General features: G+C 55.9%; 18 protein-coding genes and 1 tRNA gene. 16 read left to right on the forward strand and 3 right to left on the reverse strand.

What is annotated here, in order from left to right; translation table 11 throughout:
• Positions 1–3: 3 nt before the first annotated feature.
• Complete coding sequence (locus tag OZX67_RS03165; protein WP_277144099.1) at positions 4–1,524, reverse strand: FGGY family carbohydrate kinase; 1,521 nt, start codon at positions 1,522–1,524, stop codon at positions 4–6.
• Positions 1,525–1,717: 193 nt separating this feature from the next.
• On the opposite strand from OZX67_RS03165, the gene OZX67_RS03170 reads away from it, so the two are divergent.
• The 3 genes from OZX67_RS03170 to OZX67_RS03180 all read left to right on the forward strand — a co-directional run bounded on the left by OZX67_RS03170 (position 1,718) and on the right by OZX67_RS03180 (position 4,230).
• Positions 1,718–2,941, forward strand: a complete 1,224-nt coding sequence (locus OZX67_RS03170; protein WP_277144101.1) for an ROK family protein — start codon at positions 1,718–1,720, stop codon at positions 2,939–2,941.
• Positions 2,942–3,359: 418 nt separating this feature from the next.
• Positions 3,360–3,959 (forward strand): ECF transporter S component, encoded by a 600-nt coding sequence (locus OZX67_RS03175; RefSeq protein WP_277144103.1) that lies wholly within the window; start codon positions 3,360–3,362, stop codon positions 3,957–3,959.
• 194 nt (positions 3,960–4,153) lie between these two features.
• Positions 4,154–4,230 (forward strand) — tRNA-Ile (locus OZX67_RS03180).
• 138 nt (positions 4,231–4,368) lie between these two features.
• Here OZX67_RS03180 and OZX67_RS03185 read toward each other — a convergent pair.
• Entirely contained in the window at positions 4,369–5,346 is a 978-nt protein-coding gene (locus OZX67_RS03185) for an L-lactate dehydrogenase (protein ID WP_277144105.1), read from the reverse strand.
• Positions 5,347–5,737: 391 nt separating this feature from the next.
• Between OZX67_RS03185 and rpmE the strand changes: the two genes are divergently transcribed.
• The 11 genes from rpmE (at position 5,738) to OZX67_RS03240 (ending at position 19,377) form a co-directional block, all read left to right on the forward strand.
• Positions 5,738–5,950, forward strand: a complete 213-nt coding sequence (rpmE, locus tag OZX67_RS03190) for a 50S ribosomal protein L31 (protein ID WP_277144110.1) — start codon at positions 5,738–5,740, stop codon at positions 5,948–5,950.
• Between the two features lie 128 nt (positions 5,951–6,078).
• Positions 6,079–7,167 (forward strand): peptide chain release factor 1, encoded by a 1,089-nt coding sequence (gene prfA, locus OZX67_RS03195; RefSeq protein ID WP_277144112.1) that lies wholly within the window; start codon positions 6,079–6,081, stop codon positions 7,165–7,167.
• 16 nt (positions 7,168–7,183) lie between these two features.
• Complete coding sequence (gene prmC / locus OZX67_RS03200; protein WP_277144114.1) at positions 7,184–8,266, forward strand: peptide chain release factor N(5)-glutamine methyltransferase; 1,083 nt, start codon at positions 7,184–7,186, stop codon at positions 8,264–8,266.
• A 278-nt stretch (positions 8,267–8,544) separates the two neighbouring features.
• A complete protein-coding gene (locus tag OZX67_RS03205) occupies positions 8,545–9,207 on the forward strand; it encodes an L-threonylcarbamoyladenylate synthase (RefSeq protein ID WP_277144117.1) in 663 nt (220 codons plus the stop codon).
• Entirely contained in the window at positions 9,204–10,352 is a 1,149-nt protein-coding gene (locus OZX67_RS03210; RefSeq protein WP_277144119.1) for an MraY family glycosyltransferase, read from the forward strand. Before OZX67_RS03205 ends, OZX67_RS03210 begins: the two co-directional genes overlap by 4 nt.
• A gap of 48 nt (positions 10,353–10,400) precedes the next feature.
• Complete coding sequence (gene guaB / locus OZX67_RS03215) at positions 10,401–11,951, forward strand: IMP dehydrogenase (protein ID WP_277144121.1); 1,551 nt, start codon at positions 10,401–10,403, stop codon at positions 11,949–11,951.
• Between the two features lie 598 nt (positions 11,952–12,549).
• Positions 12,550–13,200, forward strand: coding sequence for an oligoribonuclease (orn, locus tag OZX67_RS03220; protein WP_277144123.1), 651 nt, complete (start codon positions 12,550–12,552; stop codon positions 13,198–13,200).
• 263 nt (positions 13,201–13,463) lie between these two features.
• Positions 13,464–14,876 (forward strand): PIF1 family DEAD/DEAH box helicase, encoded by a 1,413-nt coding sequence (locus tag OZX67_RS03225; RefSeq protein WP_277144125.1) that lies wholly within the window; start codon positions 13,464–13,466, stop codon positions 14,874–14,876.
• Positions 14,877–15,056: 180 nt separating this feature from the next.
• Positions 15,057–16,871 carry a proline--tRNA ligase gene (locus OZX67_RS03230; RefSeq protein ID WP_277144880.1) on the forward strand — a complete coding sequence of 605 codons (1,815 nt, stop codon included), beginning with the start codon at positions 15,057–15,059 and terminating at the stop codon, positions 16,869–16,871.
• A gap of 380 nt (positions 16,872–17,251) precedes the next feature.
• A complete protein-coding gene (locus OZX67_RS03235; protein ID WP_277144128.1) occupies positions 17,252–18,103 on the forward strand; it encodes a 3-hydroxyacyl-CoA dehydrogenase in 852 nt (283 codons plus the stop codon).
• A 419-nt stretch (positions 18,104–18,522) separates the two neighbouring features.
• Complete coding sequence (locus OZX67_RS03240; protein WP_277144130.1) at positions 18,523–19,377, forward strand: 3-hydroxyacyl-CoA dehydrogenase; 855 nt, start codon at positions 18,523–18,525, stop codon at positions 19,375–19,377.
• 80 nt (positions 19,378–19,457) lie between these two features.
• On the opposite strand, the gene OZX67_RS03245 is transcribed toward OZX67_RS03240, so the two are convergent.
• A complete protein-coding gene (locus tag OZX67_RS03245; RefSeq protein WP_277144133.1) occupies positions 19,458–19,616 on the reverse strand; it encodes a hypothetical protein in 159 nt (52 codons plus the stop codon).
• 39 nt (positions 19,617–19,655) lie between these two features.
• Here OZX67_RS03245 and OZX67_RS03250 point away from each other — a divergent pair, with 39 nt between their 5' ends.
• A complete protein-coding gene (locus tag OZX67_RS03250; protein ID WP_277144134.1) occupies positions 19,656–19,934 on the forward strand; it encodes a hypothetical protein in 279 nt (92 codons plus the stop codon).
• 61 nt (positions 19,935–19,995) lie between these two features.
• Positions 19,996–20,646 carry a single-stranded DNA-binding protein gene (locus tag OZX67_RS03255; protein WP_277144136.1) on the forward strand — a complete coding sequence of 217 codons (651 nt, stop codon included), beginning with the start codon at positions 19,996–19,998 and terminating at the stop codon, positions 20,644–20,646.
• Positions 20,647–20,690: the final 44 nt, after the last annotated feature.

Consider the following 20,690-nt stretch of genomic DNA (forward strand, 5'->3'; position numbering starts at 1 on the left):
CCCTCACCCACGTGCCTTGACGTAGGCATGGTAGACCTGCGGGGTTGGCTCGGCGGTCTCGGTGCCGTCGATGTTAAGACTCCATTGCGGGGGATTGGGCTCCCCGCTCAAGACCCACGCTGCCTGACGTGCGGCGCCAATGGCGACGTATTCGTCGGTGGCGGGGCGAGTGACGGGCATGCCGAAAATCGCAGGAGCCAAGGTTCGTACGGCCTCGGATTTTGCGCCGCCGCCGATCAGGAGGATACGGTTGACGCTGCCGCCCAGCCCTTTGATAATTTCCAGACAATCGCGTTGTGAGCAGAGCAGACCTTCGACGAATGCTCGCGCGAAGTTTTGCTTGGTGGTGTTGGCCAATGTCATGCCGCTCAACGTTGCGTTGGCATCCGGCCTGTTCGGTGTGCGCTCGCCGTCGAAATAGGGGACCAAGGTTAACCCGTCAGCACCGGGATTTGCGGCAAGAGCGAGCCGTCCCAGTTCGTCGTAATCCACATCGAGTGCCGCGCAGCCGGCGTCGAGAATACGCGAACCGTTGATGGTGCAGGCAAGAGGCAGATAATGCCCGGTGCAATCGGCAAAGCCAGAAACGGCACCGCTTAAGTCATATACAGGATTTTCGGCGATGGCCGCGGCCACACCGGACGTACCCAGCGAGACGCTGACGTCGCCGACCGACATTCCCAAGCCCAAGGACGCCATGGCATTGTCACCGCCGCCGGGCCCGATGATGCAGCCGCCGTCAACGGATGCGCCTGCAACGGCAGGGGAGGCCTTGACCGGTGCGGCGTCGCGTGGTCCGAGCACTTTCGGAAGAATCACATCATGTCTGCCAAGAACCATGTCGATGAGATCGTAGCGGTAGACGTTGTTCGCGGAATCGAAATAAATGGTGCCCGAAGCGTCGGAACGGTCGGTGAAGAGGGCGTCCAGATGTGCGTCCTCGCCTTCTTCGACTGGGCCAAACCCCGCGATGCGCCAGCTCAGCCAATCGTGCGGCAGGCAGATTGCCGCGATTTTCGAGGCGTTCTCAGGCTCGTTTTCGGCCACCCAAGCGATTTTGGTCAAGGTATAGGAAGCGACGGGGGAGGATCCTACGGTCTTCACCCATCGTTGCTTTCCGCGTGCCTTCACGTCTTCCGGTTCATCCGCCGTGGTGCGTTCCGGTGCGCCGAGCCGGGTAATCAGATTTTCGGCTTGGGGTGCCGAACGCGTGTCGTTCCAAAGCAGTGCGTCACGGATCACCCTCCCGCGCTTGTCGAGCAGCACCATGCCGTGCTGCTGGCCACCGACGGCCAAAGCCGAAACGTCGGCGAGACCACCGGCCTGTCTGGAGGCTTCGAGAAAAGCCTGCCACCAGTACTCGGGGTCAACGCTGGTGCCGTCGGGGTGCTTTGCCTGTCCGAAGCGTACAAGTTCGCCCGTGGCGGCATCGGTTACACGGACCTTGGTCGATTGCGTGGAAGTGTCGACTCCGGCCACCAACGTTACGTGAGCGGAACCGTTTTCTGATTGTTGCCCTGCCATTATTCTCGCCTTTCGAAATACGCCGAACACTGCTGCGTGCTTGTATTGCCGCGTCTGAAATCAGTATACTTACAATCCGTTGTCCATATTAGTTAAATCAATAGATTATTTCAATGCTGTCGTGTGTTTTCGCTGTTGTTCTTGCTATTTCGCCCCGGCTGATACAGTGAACATAACTTTGAAAAGAGGGCTCATGGCGCTGAAAAGTATCAATCAGGATGATTTGCGCAACCACAACCTTTCGGTGGTTCTTTCCACATTGCTCCAATCGTCCAAACCCATGAGCCGTGCCAAACTCGCAAAGGCGACGGGGTTGACGAAGGCGACGATGTCGCTTTTGGTGCCGATGCTCGTTTCTTCCGATGCTTTGGAGGAAGGCAAGCCGGTTTCCGCAGGCGCGACCTACGGCAGACCCAGCACCCCGCTCAATATTTCCGGGCGACGGTTCTGTTCGATAGGACTGCAAATCAACACCGATGGATACGGTTTTGCGGTGCTTGCCCTTGATGGTTCTGTCGTTGCCCAGCGTTGGATTAGCCGTTCCATGGAGGCCAGCGACCCCAAAGAGGTGTTCAATCAGCTTGATGAACTGGTGGATGAGGGCGAACAGGAAATCAGCAAGAGAGGTTTAACGGTAGTCGGCACGGTTTTGGCGCTTCCAGGCCTTGTCACCGACGATATGGTGTTGTTGTCGGCGAAAAATCTTGGTTGGAAAAAGCTGGAGCTTTCTGGGTTCAACGTGGTCAAGAGGCTGGACGCTCTTGCCGACAATGAGGCGAATCTGGCCGCATTGGCGCAGATACCCGGGTATGCCACGCCTCGAAACGGCAAAAGCGTGATCCGCCCAACCGACTCGTTCATTTATATCTCCACGGATATCGGTATCGGCGGTGCCGTGGTGCGGCATGGTCAGGTCGCTCACGGTGACTCCGGGTTTGCGGGCGAGCTTGGCCATGTTTCCGTGGCTCTTGATGGGCCGCAGTGCACCTGCGGGCGTTGTGGATGCCTGGAAATGTACGCTGGGCGAAAGGCGTTGGTGGAAGCTTCCGGCGTCGCCGATCGCGGGGTTTCGACAAGGATGGAAGCGGTGGACGAACTGCTTGCCAAGTACAAGGCACATGACGACCGCACTGTGGCCGCTGTGGACCGGGCGGTAAGAGCTTTGGCATCCGCGCTCGCATCCGCCATCAATATACTCGATATTGATACCGTTGTTTTGGGCGGTCTTTGGGATAGGTTCGGCAAGGCGCTGACACGCCGGTTGAACCATGAGCTTGAGCTGCAAATATTGAGTTATCCGGAAGTTCAGCCACGCGTGCTGTTGCCCGACGTCAATACCAGACCGGCGCTTTTAGGAGCGGCGGAAGTCGGTCTGCGCAAGTTCATAGACAATCCGTTGGAGTTTATCAAATCCTGAAGGTATCTCCTTTAATTCTGTAGCATTTTCGGCAGTTTGTCCATTAGTCTGGATGCTCGGTTTTTGGGGGATTTCAAAGTAGCACCACGATTTGGTGTAGGCCATAACCAGCGTCGATAGCGCCGGGGGTGTGCCGACATATCCGATTCTGATAGAGTGGCGGTTGGCGCCTCCGCCCGAACTGTGCAGGTCAAGGGGCGTCGTAATCCCAATGCTGTGCGCAGTTTTAATGCAAGGAACTACTGTGGCCAAACCAGCCCCAAAAACCGAATCTCCTGATAACACTGATAAATCCAAACCTGGGCAATTCGCATCAGAGCAAGCAGAAAGCACTTCCCCGTCGAAACCCGGTGCGGCCTCAGCGAACGTTCATACCTCAAACCCCTCCACTCGGTCAGCCAAAGAAGAAACGGGCCCTGTGCTGGCTTCCCCTCTGCGTTGGCGTTCTACGGACATCGCGGTCGGCGCGGCACTTGGCGTGGCCTGCGGCGTCATCTTTTGGGGCTTCGATTTCGTTTATCCACTGCTTTCGCCCTTGTTGGGCGCGGTTTTGCCGGGCTTATCGAGCCTGCTGCATGGCTTCTGGTATTTCTCAGGGCCGTTGGCCATGCTTATCATTCGTAAACCTGGAGCCGGCATGTACACCAATTTGGTCGGCGCGATTCTTGAGATCCTATTCGGCAACGGCTACTCGGTGATTTCGGTGTTTCTTCCGGCGTTGGCCGAAGGTCTGCTGGCCGATATTCCTTTCGCAATCTCCAAATACCGCAAGTTCACGCTTCCTCGTTCCGTATTCTCGGGATTCTTCATAGCTGTTTTCTATGGCATCTATGTGCTTTTGACCCGACTTCAAGGTGTTTCGCTCTTCAGTGTTCGCGGCATCGTGAGCATGATTTGCGAAATCATCAGCGGCATTCTTATTGCCGGGGTGATGAGCTGGTTCCTCTATCTTGCCATTGCCAAAACCGGCGCGCTTGACCGTTTCGCTTCCGGTCGTGCAGTGAGAAGCAAAAAGTAGAATCTGGCTGGGATTTATGAAAAATCTCCATGACAATAATCGGCAATCGCAGCTTCGTTTTTGCAGATTTTGATTGTGATGTTGCCTGGCTGATGAATGTTATCTCTGCGTCGTTTTCCGTTGTTGCGGCGGCGTTGCGTGGTGTCGCTGGTCAGAGCGTTTGCTAGACTGACAGCGTTGGCTTTCGCCAATGTGGGGCTGTAGCTCAGTCGGTTAGAGCATCGGACTCATAATCCGTCGGTCCTCGGTTCAAGCCCGAGCGGCCCCACCAAAAAATCCCGGGATTCGTTGGAACCTCGGGATTTTGATATGTCGATGTCGTGGTTATCGAACAATTCTGTTAATCGACGGCAACACTGTTATATGTGACCTGTTGATATCTCAGTATTCGACTTCCACTCCGTTGCGCTCACTTCATGCGGGACTCGGTGTTCCACCAATCGCCGAGGCGGGCGATGTTGGATGTGATGTGTTCGCAGGAAGCGTCCAGTGCCTTCTTTTCGCGGTCATTGAGCTCGAGGTTGATGACCTCTTCGATGCCGTCGGCGCCGATGACGCAGGGGACGGAAGCAAAGTGGCCGCTGTGGCCGTATTCGCCCTGAAGCATCGTGGAGCAGGCGGTCACGAAGTGGGAGTTGGAAACGACGGCCTGCACGATCATGGCTGCGGCGTTCGCTACGGCGTATTCGGTGCAGTGCTTGCCGGCCATGGTCACATAGCCGCCCTGACGTGCCAAGTCTTCGACCTCTTTCTGGTCGAAGCCGAAGCGGTCGGGCTGTTCCTTGGCCAGCTGCTCCAACGGCTTGCCGCCGAAACTTGCTGCGGAGAAGACCGCAAACTGGGAAGCGCCGTGTTCACCCATCATATAGGCGTTGATCGAATGCTGGTCGAGACCGACCTTCGAGGAAATCGCGTTGCGCAGACGTGCGGAATCGAGAGCCGTGCCGGTGCCGATGACACGCTTGGAATCACAGCCGGAAAGGCGGCAGATCTCGGTGCAGACCACGTCGCACGGGTTCGCGATGGAAACCCAGATACCCTTGAAACCGGCGTCGGTGACGCGGGCGATGAAGGTGCGGGCGATGTCGGTGGTGATGAACAGTTCGCCGTCACGTGAAACCGCAGAGGCGTTGACGTCGCCGGCGGCGTTGACAATGACGTCGCAGCCGGCCAGCTTCTCGTATTCGTCCTTGCAATTGACGATCTTGCAATTGTGCGGGTTGAAGGAGAGCGCGTCGCTCAAATCCTGAACCTCGCTGGTGAGTTTCTTCTGATTGATATCAGCCAGATAGAGCTCGTCGGCGATGCCTTCCATCAAAAGACTGTTGGCCACGTGTGCCCCGACGTGACCCAAGCCGATAATGCCGATCTTGCGAATGAGTGCCATACTACTATCCTTTCAAAGCGCCGTCGATCGTAGGCGAGCTTGGTTTGTCATCCATATTTATGGACTGTCATCAAGATATAACACCTTTATTGTTTCGCTGTTACTGCGTGTTCGTCGTATGGTTTGCTTTGGATTTGCTTTATTACAGGTTTTTATGTTTTGTTGAAATCCAATCAGCTCACGGAAGAAAGCAGGTATGACATAGCGGTATTTCGTGTTGTACTGTCTGCGGGCTTATGACTAAATGAGGCAATGGAAGGGATTGGCCTTTGGCTTCTCCGCTGTTTTCCTGGTTACGGTCAACGCTCGCTGATAGAATATCAACGTTCCGGTTCACGTCTGGCCATTGGGGTTAGGCGACCCGGGTCACCTGAATTCCTTAGGAGACATTATGAAGCAGGGTATTCATCCCGATTATCACCCAGTGCAGGTTACCTGCTCTTGCGGCAATACTTTCGTAACACGCAGCACCGCCAAGGGCGATCACATGACGGTTGATGTGTGCGCAAACTGCCACCCGTTCTACACGGGCAAGCAGAAGATTCTCGATACCGGCGGCCGTGTCGCTCGCTTCGAGAAGCGCTACGGCAAGAAGACCAAGTAGCATTCTTTATTCGCCAGCCTCGCTGGTTCGGGTCTGTGGACCCGAATCCGGGCTGGCGTTTTTCATACCCAATTTCGGGGATTTTTGTTTCATAAGAATATTTGACAACATAATAAAAGGACTTTTGCATGGCAGACGAGCAATTCCCGGCAGCGCAAAGCGCGTTGGAAGAGTATCAGGACATCGAGCGGCAGATGAGCCAGCCCGAGGTTGCCTCCGACCCCAAGGCGATTCGTAAGCTGGGGCGTCGCCATGCCCAACTTGGCAGCATCGTCGAAGCCTATCGCGCTTGGCAGCATGCCCGTGATGATGCCGATGCCGCCAAGGAAATGGCCGGCGAGGACGCCGACTTTGCCGAGGAAGCCAAACGACTCGAAGCGTTGGTAGCGCCTGCCGAAGAGAAGCTGCGTAGCGCGCTGATTCCTCGCGATCCTGACGATGTGCGTGATACCATCATGGAGATTAAGGCAGGCACCGGTGGGGAAGAGGCGGCGCTGTTCGCCGGCGATCTGCTGCGTATGTACACCCGTTACGCCGAAAAGCGCGGCTGGACCACCACCATCCAAAGTGAGAACAGCACCGAGCTTGGCGGCGTCAAGGATGTGCAGGTCGCCATTCGGGCCAAAGGCAATCCGGCGCCCGAGGACGGGGTATGGGCGAGCCTCAAATACGAAGGTGGCGTGCACCGCGTGCAGCGCATCCCCGTCACCGAATCGCAGGGGCGTATCCAGACTTCCGCAGCCGGCGTCATCGTTTTCCCGGAAGCCGACGAGGACGACGATGAGATTGAGGTCGATCCAAAAGACCTCAAAATCGATATCTTCATGAGTTCCGGTCCCGGCGGACAGTCCGTCAACACGACGTATTCTGCGGTGCGCATGACCCATATCCCCACCGGCATCGTGGTGAGTATGCAGGACGAGAAGTCGCAGATCCAGAATCGCGCGGCGGCATTGCGAGTCCTCAAATCCCGCCTGCTGGCGATGAAACACGAAAAGGAAGCCGAGGAAGCAGCCGACATGCGCCATTCGCAGGTGCGCTCACTCGACCGTTCCGAACGCATCCGCACATACAATTTCCCTGAAAATCGTATCGTCGACCACCGCACCAACTATAAGGCATACAACCTTGACCAAGTGCTCGACGGCGACTTGCAGGCCGTCATCGACAGCGATATTCAGGCCGACGAAGCCGCACGTCTTGCCAAAACCGACTGAGCAAGAGGAACAATCAATGGCGGAAAACGTGGCGCGTTCGACATTTGAGATGTTGCAGCAGGCAACGGAATGGCTGAAATCAGCAGGTATAGAGACGCCACGTAATGATGCGAAATTGCTGCTCGCCGAGGCGTTTGGTGTGACGGCCGGCGATGTCGAAAAATCGATATTGCTCGATACGCCATTGCATAGCAACATAAAAGACGGTTCGGCTGCGGTCGATGGTGTCGACGTACATCGCATCGATGGTGACGATGACTCCGGGGGCATGTTTGGCGGGGATGGCGAAACCGGAGATGTGAACGGCGGTTCCGCAAACGCCGGCAATAAACATAAAAGTAATGCAGCTAATGACATTGAAGACGCCGATGGCGCCGCGATTCGCCGTTTCGCCGTGATGATCGCCAGACGCAAGCAACGCGAACCATTGCAATATATCGTCGGTCACGCGCCGTTCCGTTATCTTGACCTTGAAGTCGGGCCGGGAGTCTTCATTCCCCGACCGGAGACCGAAACCGTGGTGCAGGTGGCCATCGACTGGCTGACGAAAGAGAATATCAAGCCGAGCCGTCTGGTCGATCTGTGCGCCGGAAGCGGAGCAATCGGGCTCTCACTTGTCACTGAAGTGACGGGCAGCGAGGTCTGGGCCGTGGAACTTTCGCAAGAAGCCCTTGAATGGACGAAGCGCAACGAGCAGAAGGTGTTCAAAGACCATTCGCTGGCCGGCTACAACTATCATCTTTTCCATGCCGACGCGGCGAACGCCATGACGTTGCAGCGATTGGACGGCACAATCGACGCTGTGGTCACCAACCCGCCTTATGTACCGCTCGACCAGATTCCCGAACAGCCCGAAGTCCGTGACTATGACCCAAAAACGGCGTTATATGGCGGTTCTGCAGACGGGACCTATACACCCGAACGGATCATTCTGCGTGCTGAGAAGCTTTTGCGCAACGGCGGGGCGTTGGTGATGGAACATGACATTTCGCAGGCCCAATTGCTGGTCGACTTTGCCAGAACCCATGGTTTCCGTTCGGCGCATACCGGCGAAGACCTCACCGGTCGTCCGCGTTATCTCTTTGCCATCAAAGGGTAGCTTTCTGGAGTGGTTGATTTCGTCAAAATTCGTTATTTCCGTACGAGTTATATTGACGATGACCTCGCCCGATGGTTCTACGCCGATTCATTAGCGAAACGCGGCTTTTCTGGTTGGTTGTTTCGGCGCATTGCCTTCGGAAGTGATTCGTGGCATCTGCGATAGCACGATGAAGCCGTTTGCCGGACAGATGTGGATTGGTGATGCTTTCATGATGGGTTGCTCGTGAAGTCGGGGTGCAATGGTGCAATTAAGGCATACTTTGTGTTGGAGGCAATATGAGCGACGTGCGTGCAATTGATGACGAATCCTTGGCGATGGCTAAAAGGATTGTCAAAGACGGCGGGCTTGTCGTATTGCCGACAGACACGGTCTATGGCGTTGCTGCGAGTCCTTTCAGCGCTGAGGCGGTGAGCCGCATTTATGAGGCGAAACGTCGCCCGCGTAGCAAGGCGCTGCAGGTGCTGCTTTCCTCAGTAGATGATTTGGACGCGCTTGGTCTCTATCTGCCGGTTCCGCTGGATCGACTTGCCAAGGTCTTTTTGCCTGGACCGTTTTCGCCGATCGCAGTGGCCGAAACCGGTTCAAAACTGGTGACGTTACGTGAGGAAATGAACGGCGGCAAAACTCAGGCCGTGCGAGTCCCGGATTCGCAAGCTTGTCTCAAGACCTTGCGTGCCACAGGGCCGTTGGCTTGCTCCAGCGCCAATCGCAGTGGTGGGGAAAGTCCACAAACGGTTCAGGAAGCTGTTGCGGCACTTGGCGATGACGTTGATCTGTATCTTGATGGTGGGCCGACAGTAAGCCACGTTGCAAGCACTGTGGTTGCCGCTGATGTCAGCGAGCGCGATGGGATTTCGATTGTGCGCGAGGGCGTCATCAGCGAGACGCAAGTTCGTGCGGCGCTTATGGACGCCGAAGGCGGGAGTCTGAACGCGTGAGAGTCTACCTGTTCATCGCCGCGATTGCGGGAGGGGCCACATGGCTGGTCACACCCCTGGTTCGTCATCTCGCCATCGAAATCGGTGCGGTGGGTGAAGTCCGCGCGCGAGATGTGCACACGGTTCCCACCCCGCGCATGGGTGGGCTGGCGATGCTGATAGGCCTTGCGGTGTCGATAATATTCGCCAGCAAGATGCCTTTCATCTCAGGGCTTTTCGTCGGATCGAACCAAGCGTGGGTGGTACTTATCGGTGCGGCGTTGATTTGCCTGTTGGGTGTAGCTGATGATCTTTGGGATTTGGACTGGATGCTCAAACTCGCCGGGCAGCTCCTGATTTCCGTGTTCGTTGCATGGGGCGGCGTGCAGATCATCTTCCTGCCGTTCGGCTCGCTGGTGACGGCTTCGCCAAGTATTTCCATGGCTATCACGGCCTTTTTGATTGTCGCGTCGATCAACGCTGTCAACTTCGTCGACGGGCTTGATGGCCTCGCTTCCGGAATCGTTGCCATCGGCGGCATCGCCTTCGCCGTCTATTCCTACGTCATTGCGCGTTCCACACCGAGCTACGCTTCGATGGCCACGTTGCTTGACGTCGCTTTGGTCGGTATCTGCGTCGGCTTTCTGCTTCATAACTGGCATCCTGCCAAACTCTTTATGGGGGATTCCGGTTCGATGTTGCTCGGATATATGATTACCTGCGCGTCGATTATCATGACCGGCCATCTCGACCCGGCCTCCGTACATACCAGCCTCTATCTGCCGGCGTTCATGCCGATTCTGCTGCCGATTCTGGTGCTGTTCCTGCCGGTGCTCGACATGTGCCTGGCCATCATCCGTCGTCTGAGCAAAGGCCAATCGCCGATGCACCCCGACCGCATGCATCTGCATCATCGTATGTTGCGCATCGGTCACAGTGTACAGGGCGCGGTCCTGATTCTCTGGGGCTGGGCGGCGCTGATTTCCTTCGGTTCCATCATGATTCTTTTCTTCAGGTGGCAATATGTGGCTGTCGGCATGATTGTTGCAGCTGTGATTTTGACGATTTGCACGATGTCCCCGTACCTGATGCGACGATGGCTTGAAATACAAAAAGAAGAGGATCCAGGGGTGCGCAACGCGCGACATTCCCGAAAGAACCACTGATTTCAACAAATGGTGACGCTCGTCACCCCGCGCCCATATAGTTGTGCTATGGCTTTAAATTCTCAACCTGATATCCAGTCATCATTCAATCCGTTGCCTCCTGTTTTTGCGAAAATGGGTTTGGCTTACGACGACGTCCTGTTGCTTCCCAACGAGACCGATGTCATTCCCTCTCACGTCGACACCACCACGCATCTGACCCGTGAAATCACCATGAAGGTGCCTGTGCTCTCGGCGGCTATGGACACCGTCACCGAATCAGACATGGCCATCGCCATGGCACGTAACGGCGGCATCGGCGTTTTGCACCGAAACCTTTCCATCGACGATCAGGCCTCGCAGGTCGATATCGTCAAACGCAGCGAATCGGGTATGATCACCGACCCGCTCACCGTCAATCCTGAGGCCACCCTTGCCGATCTCGACAAGCTGTGTGGTCGTTTCCATATTTCGGGCCTTCCCGTCGTTGACCCTGAAAACAAGCTTCTCGGCATCATCACCAATCGTGACATGCGTTTCATCGCTTCCGAAGATTACGATAGGCTCAAGGTCAAGGACGTCATGACCAAGGACGGGCTTATCACCGGCCCTGCCGACATCTCACGTGAAGATGCGCACGACCTGCTTGCCAAGCACAAGGTCGAAAAGCTTCCGCTGGTCGATGCCGAGGGCAGACTGGCCGGACTTATCACTGTCAAGGACTTCGTGAAGACCGAGCAGTATCCCGACGCCACCAAGGACGACCAAGGCCGTCTGCGTGTGGCCGCGGGCATTGGCTTCCTGGGCGATGCGTGGGCCCGTGCTTCCGCATTGATGGAGGCCGGCGTCGACGTGCTGGTGGTCGATACCGCAAACGGCGAGGCGCATCTCGCGCTCGATATGATCAAGCGTTTGAAGTCCGATCGTGCATTCAACGGCGTGCAGATCATCGGCGGTAACGTCGCGACCGCTTCCGGCGCGCAGGCCATGATCGATGCAGGCGTTGATGCCGTCAAGGTCGGCGTTGGCCCCGGCTCCATCTGCACCACGCGTGTGGTTGCCGGTGTCGGCGTTCCGCAGCTTACTGCCGTCTATGACGCGGCTCAGGTCTGCCGAGCGGCTGGCGTGCCTTGCATCGCCGACGGTGGCATCCACTATTCCGGTGATATTGCCAAGGCTCTCGTGGCCGGTGCCTCGACCGTCATGCTCGGCGGCGCGCTCGCCGGCTGCGACGAGACCCCAGGCGAAAAGGTGCTGTTGCACGGCAAACAGTACAAGCTTTACCGTGGCATGGGCTCGCTCGGAGCTATGGCCCCGCGCGGCAAGAAGTCCTACTCCAAGGACCGCTACTTCCAGGCGGATGTCACCAGCAACGAAAAGGTCATCCCCGAAGGCGTCGAAGGCGAGGTGCCCTATCGTGGCTCCCTCAACGCGGTGCTCTATCAGATGATTGGCGGCCTGCACCAGTCGATGTTCTACATCGGTGCCCACAACATCAAGGAAATGGCCGAAAAGGGCCGCTTCATCCGCATCACCACAGCGGGTCTACGCGAATCGCATCCGCACGACATCGTGATGACGACGGAGGCCCCGAACTACAGCGGCTTCCACAACGACTGATATTTATTATTTTCTCTAGCTCAGTCTTCGTTGCATGTAACTGACGTGGCGGGCTGGGATATACAATGCTGAGGCACCCTCCAGGCCGGTAGGCCAAGCTTTATGCCACAGCATCGCATATCCCAGCCCGTCACTCAACGGTTTATAGTGTTAATGATTTGTGTTGTCGCATTTCTCGTCTCTGCCTTGCAAATAGGGTATCGGGCGGCTTTATCATTCTGTGGTTGAGTGGTGGGGTGGGGATATGCGATGTCAGACCGTAAAGACTTGGCCTGTGCAAAATCAGAGATTTTGCCTTCGCACTCGATACACCGCGCTCACTTCGCCTACAGAAAGTCCACTGGGCTTTCTGCTTAACGGCTCAGCCCAGAGCGTGTCGAGGCTATCGACTCTTTAACTCCGTATAGGTTGAGTGGTGGGGCTGGGATATGCGATGCTTGACCGTAAAGACTTGGCCTGAGCGGCCCGGAGCGTGTCAAGCATTGTATATCCCAGCCCCACCACGTCAGTAAGTGAAAATATGCAGAATTAATACTGTCGGTCATCAGCGTGAGATAGTGTGTAGAGTTCTGTTAGTGGCAGCGAAAGGGTAAATATTATGGTGAATGCTCAGGATGACGAGACGTATTCGGCGGAGGATTCGCGGCTGATTTGGATCGACTGCGAGATGACCGGTCTCGATATCTTCGGCGGCGACGAGCTTGTGGAGGTCTCCGTGGTGCCGACCGATTTCAATCTCAAGGTGCTCGACGAAGGTGTGGACTATGTTATCAAGCCCTCGCAGAAGGCGGTCGACCACATGGGCGACTTCGTGCGCACGATGCACACTCGTTCAGGATTGATCCACGAATGGGAGACCGGCCTGAGCCTGGCTGACGCCGAAAAGAAGGTCACCGACTACGTCGCCCGCTTTACGCCTGACGGGGTCAAGCCGTTGCTCGCCGGCAACACCATCGGAAGCGACAAGAAATTCCTCGACCACTTCATGCCAAGCTTCATGAGCCATTTGCACTATCGCAGCATCGACGTGAGCACCATCAAGGAACTCGCACGTCGTTGGTATCCGGCGGTCTATATGAACCGTCCCCCCAAGAATGGCGGCCATCGTGCGCTTGCTGACATCATCGAGTCACTTGATGAACTGCGCTACTATCGCGAGGCCTTCATGGCTCCGACCCCTGGCCCGGATGAAGCTCAGGCCAAGAAGATCGAGGCCGACATCGAGGCCACAAGCCTGCTCAACAAGTAGACGGTGACAAATGGTGCTTTTCCCCTCAGCTGGTTGGTAGATAGCGGAGAAAAGCACTATTCCAGACCATTTTTGGTGCTTTTCCCACGGATAGGGCACCAGACTGAGGAGAAAAGCACCATTTTGGGGCGTTTTTGGTGCTTTTCCCACAGTTTGAGCGTCGGAGTGAGGCGAAAAGCACCTTTTAGGGTTGATTGTGGTGCTTTTCCCACGGCATAGGGCAGTGGGTAAGTAAGCGCTGGCAAAAGCGAAGGAGTAGCGGCATGAAGCAAGCGGAGGCGCTGACGATTCTCGATGCGGGGGCGAATGCGTTCATCACCGGTGCTCCCGGCGCCGGCAAGACCTACGTCTTGAACGAGTTTATCCGTGCTGCCCGTGCCCGTGGCGCCTCCGTCGCCGTCACTGCTTCCACCGGCATCGCCGCCACTCACATCAACGGCCAGACTATCCATTCTTGGTCCGGTGTTGGTGTCTCGCAGGTCATGACCCCGGCGCTGATGAAGCGCATTCGTTCGCGGCGCAAGCGCAAGATTGAAGCCGCTGATATTTTGGTCATCGATGAGGTTTCCATGCTGCCGGCGTGGCTGTTCGATATGGTTGACGACGTCTGCCGTGCCTTGCGGCACAGTCCTGAGCCATTCGGTGGGCTGCAGGTCGTGCTTTCCGGTGATTTCTTCCAGCTGCCTCCGGTCAAGAAATCGTTCCGGCGCGACGATGTGCCACCAAGCCCGGAATTCCTGATGTCACGTCAGCGTTATGCCGATGCCGGCAAGGACGCCGACGGTTTCGTTACCGAATCGCTGGTCTGGGACGAGCTCAATCCTGTGGTCTGCTACCTGACCGAACAGCACCGCCAGGATGACGGTCAGCTGTTGACCGTACTCACCGATATTCGCGAGGGCGACGTCACACAGGAAGATCACGACGTACTTGCGGAACGCATGGGTAAGTCGCCGGCCGCTGGGGAAGTGGCTGTCCACCTTTTTCCTGTCAACAAACAGGCCGACACCCTGAACGACTTGCGGCTTTCACAGATTCACGACGAAACGCACGACTATGTCGCCGAATCGGCGGGCCCCGCAGACTTGGTCAAGCGACTCAAGAAGAACATGCTCGCTCCTGAAAAGCTGGAATTGAAAACCGGTGCCGCGGTGATGGCATTGCGCAACGACGCCGACCACCAGTATGTCAACGGCTCCATCGGCAAGGTGGAGGGCTTTGTCTCCGAGGCCAAGGGAGGTTGGCCGATTGTCGCCTTCGAAAATGGTAATACGGTTACTATGAAGCAGGCTTCGTGGGATATGATGGACGGCGAAACTGTGCTGGCCAGCGTCAAACAGGTGCCGCTGCGCTGTGCCTGGGCCATTACCATCCACAAGTCGCAGGGCATGACACTCGACCGCGCCGTGATGAACTTACGGCGTACTTTCGCGCCTGGCATGGGCTATGTCGCGCTTTCCCGTGTGGAAAACCTCGATGGTCTTTATTTGGACGACATCAGCGAACGCGCCTTCATGGTTTCGCCCGACGCTGTCTTGCTCGACGGCCAGTTGCGCGACAATTCCAAGGCCGCCTGCGCCCGCCTCGAATGTGAGGGCAGCGATGCTTTCACCAAGCAGGCCACCGGCCAGCTCGCCGACGACACCGACGAATTCGCCCAGGACGAGCTGTTCTAATCTGCTTCGATCCATTGATGCTGATATTGGAGAATTAATATCCGTCTTAGGAATTTGTCGATTTGAGCATAACCGTGAGTCACTGTGCGCTAGGGAATAGAAGCGATTCGATGGCTTCCCGCAATCTTGCCAATGTCGGCTCGCGCGAATAATTTAGAAACCATGACTAAAGCACTTCGTATGTCCACCCTGTTCCTGCGCACGCTGCGTGAGGACCCCGCCGACGCCGACGTCGATTCGGCGCGTCTGCTCCAGCGAGCAGGCTATATTCGCAAGGCCGCGCCAGGCATCTGGACGTGGTTGCCGCTGGGACTGAACGTCCTCAACAAGATCGAGGCCGTGGTCCGTGAAGAAATGAACGGCATCGGCGGTCAGGAAGTTCATTTCCCGGCTCTGTTGCCGAAAGAACCATATGAGGCGACGCATCGCTGGGAGGAATACGGCGAGAACATCTTCCGCCTGAAGGACCGTCACGAGGCCGATTACCTGCTCGCGCCGACGCATGAGGAAATGTTCACCTTGCTTGTGAAAGACATGTATTCCTCCTATAAGGATCTGCCGGTCACGCTTTATCAGATCCAGACCAAGTACCGCGACGAGTTCCGCCCGCGTGCCGGCCTCGTGCGCGGCCGCGAGTTCATCATGGAAGACGGCTATTCCTTCACCATTGACGAAGACGGGCTGAAGAAGGCCTATGTCGAGGAGCGCGATGCCTATGAGCGCATCTTCAAGCGCCTCGATTTGGGCTACATCATGGTCCACGCGGTTTCCGGCCCGATGGGCGGCTTCGAATCGCAGGAATTCCTTTCCCCGATGGCCATCGGGGAGGACACGTTTGCCAAGGCGCCGAGCGGCAAGGCTTGGAATGTCGAAGCGCTGACCACACCCGAAGTTCCGGCTGTTGATTGTTCCAAGACCCCGGCGATGAGCCTGCGTGACCTCCCGAACGCCAAGACCATCGATGACATGGTCAGCCAGTGCAATGCGCTCTATCCGCGCGAGGATGGCCGTCAATGGGCACAGACCGACATGCTGAAGAACGTTGTCATCGCCGTGAAGCATCCCGGCGAACCCGATGACGAGGTTGAAGAGCACCGCAAGCCGTGGCGCGAGGTCGTCGTTGTGGCGCTGCCTGGCGATCGTCAGATCGATATGAAGCGTCTCGAGGCACAGTTCGCGCCTGCGGAAATCGAAGAGGCCAACGAGGCCGACTTGAAGGCTCATCCTGAACTGGTCAAGGGCTATATCGGGCCGTCCGTCTTGGGGCCGCAGGCGCGCGTCAAGGGCTCCGCTATCAAGGACCCGGTGCGTTATCTGGTTGACGCCCATATCGCCGAGGGCTCCGCGTGGGTCACCGGCGGCGACAAGGACGGCGTGGATGCCTTCGACATGGTCTACGACCGTGATTTCAAGGCCGATGGCACCGTAGAGGCGACTGAGGTTCGCGACGGCGACATGAGCCCGGACGGTTCCGGTCCGCTGAGCTTCGAACGCGGTGTGGAGATTGGCCAGGTCTTCCAGCTCGGTCTCAAGTATTCCGAGGCGCTGGGCCTCAAGGTCCTCAACCAGAACGGCAAGGCCGTGCCGGTGTGGATGGGCAGCTATGGCATCGGCGTCTCGCGCGTCATGGCCTGCATCGCCGAAACCCACCACGACGAGAAGGGCCTGGCCTGGCCGGTCAACATCGCGCCCGCCGCAGTACATGTGGTCGCCACCGGCAAGAAGGACGAAGCGTTCGGTGGGGCGGAAAAGCTGGTCGCCGAGCTTGAGGCCAAGGGCCTTGAGGTCATCTACGACGACCGCAAGAAGGTCTCGCCCGGTGTGAAGTTCAAGGATGCCGAGCTGCTCGGTGTGCCGCTGGTCGCCGTGGTCGGCCGTGATTATCTGAACGACGGCACCATCGAGGTGCGCGACCGCGACGGCGAGAACACTGTGAAGGTTCCGGCAGATAAGGCCGCCGATACGTTGGTCGAACGGTACAAAGCAATGCTCTAAACCTCTTCATAATATCAAAATCGAATGTGGCCATCTCCTTTATTTGGGAGATGGCCACATTGGTTTCTGATGCTGGCTAAACGGTAATGGAAAACGAACGTCCCTCCATCAAATATTGCCGCGGGCTCGGTTGAAAATGCCAGCAAACCGGTCCTAAATGTACGCTTAAGGCCCTGTAAAATCCTAAATATTGATGTTTGGATAGTCTGTCTTATAAATCACTAATTTTCTGTTGAAATAAAACGTTTCCATCGATTATTCATGTATCATAAAAGGGTAATTGAAAATAAAACGTAATTATTCTCAGTGTTGGGTGATTGCGTTTGCAACTGTCTCACGAAATAATGACGTTTTCGTGAAGTCATAGACGAAAGAAGGCAATGATGCAGAATCTAACGGTATTGGGGACGGGCACTCTCGGTTCCCAGATTATTTTCCAGTCGGCCTACAGTGGCAAGAACGTGGTCGCCTACGATATCAGCGACGAGATTCTTTCGAAGCTGCCGGCACGCTGGGAGCAGCTCAAGGACTGCTACAGGCGTGACGTCAAGGGCGTGACCGAGGAAAAGCTTGATGCGGCGGTTTCGCGAATCCGTCCGACGGCCGATATGAAGGATGCACTCAAGGATGCCGATATTGTTATCGAGGCGGTTCCGGAGCGTTTGGATATCAAGCAGGATACGTGGAAGAAGGTCAGTGAGAATGCGCCGGCCAAGACGATTTTCTGCACGAATTCGTCGACCCTGCCGCCGAGCAAGATCGCGCCGTTCACCGACCGTCCCGAGAAGTTCCTGTGCCTGCATTTCGCCAACGAGGTGTGGAAGTACAATACCGGCGAGGTGATGGTGCAGCCGAAGACCGATCCGAAGGTCTTTGAAGAGGTTGCGCAGTTTGCCGATGAGATTGGCATGGTTCCGATCCGCATCAAGAAGGAACAGCCGGGTTATCTGCTCAACTCGCTGCTGGTTCCACTGCTTGATGCCGCGGCCGACCTGTGGGTTCGCGGTGTGGCCTCGTTCGAGGATATCGACAAGACCTGGCGTATCGCCACCGGTGCTCCTACCGGCCCGTTCGAGATCTTGGACACCGTGGGTATGATGACCCCCTATAACCTCAACAAGGACGCCACTGATCCGGTCAAGAAGGAGTTCGCTCGTCGTCTGAAAGAGGATTATATCGACAAGGGCAAGATGGGCAAGATCTCCGGTCACGGTTTCTACGACTACGAGTGATTGATCGCCTTTGTTCCTGCACTTCGATGGGGTGACTGCGTTCAAGGTAAGTCCAAATCATCCGGTTGAATGGGTCTGCGTTGAAACCCCAAGACAATAAGTGTGTTTATTTTCTTCAAGTCTAGAGTATGGCGTCGCGTGCCTTCGGGTGCGTGGCGCCATTGTCATTTCTGCATGGCCGTTCTTGGGTTGGATGGATAAATATGATGTTTGAAAGAGCTTCGTTGTTGATCAAAAGTAATGATGTGTTATCAAAGTCACTGAATTAGGCATCACAATGCCATATTTCCGATTAGAAAAACGTTACAATTAAAAGTAAGGAATGAATTACAAATTGGGATGATTTGTAGTCTTTCCTTGGAATTATTGGGTTCGAGTTCTTGGCATATGGAACTTGAAACGATTTATAAAAGAAGGCAATGATGCAGAATTTAACTGTTTTAGGTACGGGTACGCTGGGATCGCAGATTATCTTCCAATCGGCGTTCAAGGGCAAGAACGTGGTCGCATATGATATTAGCGACGAGATTCTGGCCAAGCTGCCGGCACGCTGGGAGCAGATAAAGGAACAGTATAAAGCCGATTTGCCGGATACCGATCCCAAGGCGCTCGACGATGCGGTAACCCGCATTCGTACGACAGCCGATATGAAGGACGCCCTGAAAGACGCGGATATTGTTATCGAGGCGGTTCCGGAGCGTTTGGATATCAAGCAGGATACGTGGAAGAAGGTCAGTGAGAATGCGCCGGCCAAGACGATTTTCTGCACCAATTCCTCGACCCTGCCGCCGAGCAAGATAGCGCCGTTTACCGACCGTCCTGACAAGTTCCTGTGCCTGCATTTCGCCAACCATGTCTGGAAGTTCAACACCGGCGAGGTGATGATGCAGCCGAAGACCGATCCGGCCGTATTCGAGGAGGTCGCCAAGTTCGCTGAGGAGATTGGCATGGTTCCGATCCGTATCAAGAAGGAACAACCGGGCTACGTGCTCAATTCGTTGCTCGTGCCGTTCCTCAACGATGCCGGCAAGCTTTGGGTCAAGGGTGTCGCTTCAATTGAGGATATCGACGCGACCTGGCGTATCGCCACCGGTGCGCCGACCGGCCCGTTCCAGATCGACGACGCAATCGGCATGATGACCATGTACAACATCGACAAGGACAGCGAAGACCCCGACATCCGGGAATTCGCCAATCGTATGAAGACGGATTATATCGACAAGGGTTACATGGGCAAGAACGCCGGTCGTGGTTTCTACAACTATCAGGACTGAGACAGGCGTAGAACCGGCTTTACAGTTTCTGGTTTTGGAAGCTTGAAGTCGGTTTTGCCGAACTTTGGTTCAGGCTGTATTCAATATAATTGAATATTTTCTTCAAATCCGACGGCGGCGCTGCGTACCGATTGATACGCAGCGCCGCCGTCGTTTATCGGGTGTTTTTCTGTTTTCTTGGATTTCGGTTTATCGGGGGTATCGGCTAAAGGAGTTGGTGTAACCGGGGTGGGGCCCATAACCCTTGATTTTGCATCTGCATTATCTGTAATGCATATATGGTTATCGATATTCCTTCTTTATTGAAATTCGCATTTTTGGTTTTCTTTTATCTGCTGGTGGTCTATGGACTATCCACATTTGAGATTTTGCTGTGGATACCGCCCCGTTCGTCCACATTGCATCCACAACACGCCGGGACCCCGGGCATTCGACCACAGGACCCGTTTCAGCTTGAAAACATACAATCCCAACCTGCATACTGGAATAACCGCGGGGTGCGTTTCAAGCCGTTTCAGCGCTGGGGTTTGGACGCGAACGCGACCGGATTCCATTGACGGTAACGTATCCCGCAGTCCATAAATAGACGAATGTCATGACGCAAAGGGAGCAGAGTCGATGGCACAGCAAGGTATAGTGACGATTTCAGGATTCATGGGCGCGAACCCGCAAAGCTTTGGGAAGGAGGGAGGCCCGGCAGCCGTTTCGTTCAGAATCGGCTGCACGACGAGATATTTCAATCCAGCGGTCAATGAATGGCGTGACAGGCCGACGACGTGGATCACCGTCAAGGTGTTCCGCCAGCTGGCTGAGAATGTGTTTTCAAGTCTCAAAAAGGGCGATCCGGTCATCGCCACGGGCAATCTGGCGACCGAGGAATGGACGCGTGACGGCACCAAACACAGCAGGATGGTGATGGAGGCCACCAGTGTCGGCCATGATCTGAGTTTTGGCATTTCGGCATTCCAACGGGTGAAACCGGGCGGAAAGGAACATGGCAATAGCCGCGACCCTGCTGAAGTGACTCAGGGGCAAGGCCAGGACGAGGCGGCTGAAGGTTCCCAGACGCAGGCCAATACGGCAGACGCAGATCGCCTTCATGTTTCGACCGCAGACTCGAATGAGCAGCCGGAGCATGAGTCGGTGACGAATCATGCTCAAAGCAATGACGCGCAACCCGGCGATGAACCAGGTGAGGATCCCTGGGATGCCAGCGAGGTCTTTGAAGGGCATGCCACCGCAGATCGTTTGGTGGCATCAGTCGGGTAATAGACGTGAAGTGAATAAGAAAACGGTCGGGGCACAAAGATGTG

The sequence above is a fragment of the Bifidobacterium sp. ESL0728 genome (genome assembly GCF_029392015.1).
Lineage (GTDB): Bacteria > Actinomycetota > Actinomycetes > Actinomycetales > Bifidobacteriaceae > Bifidobacterium.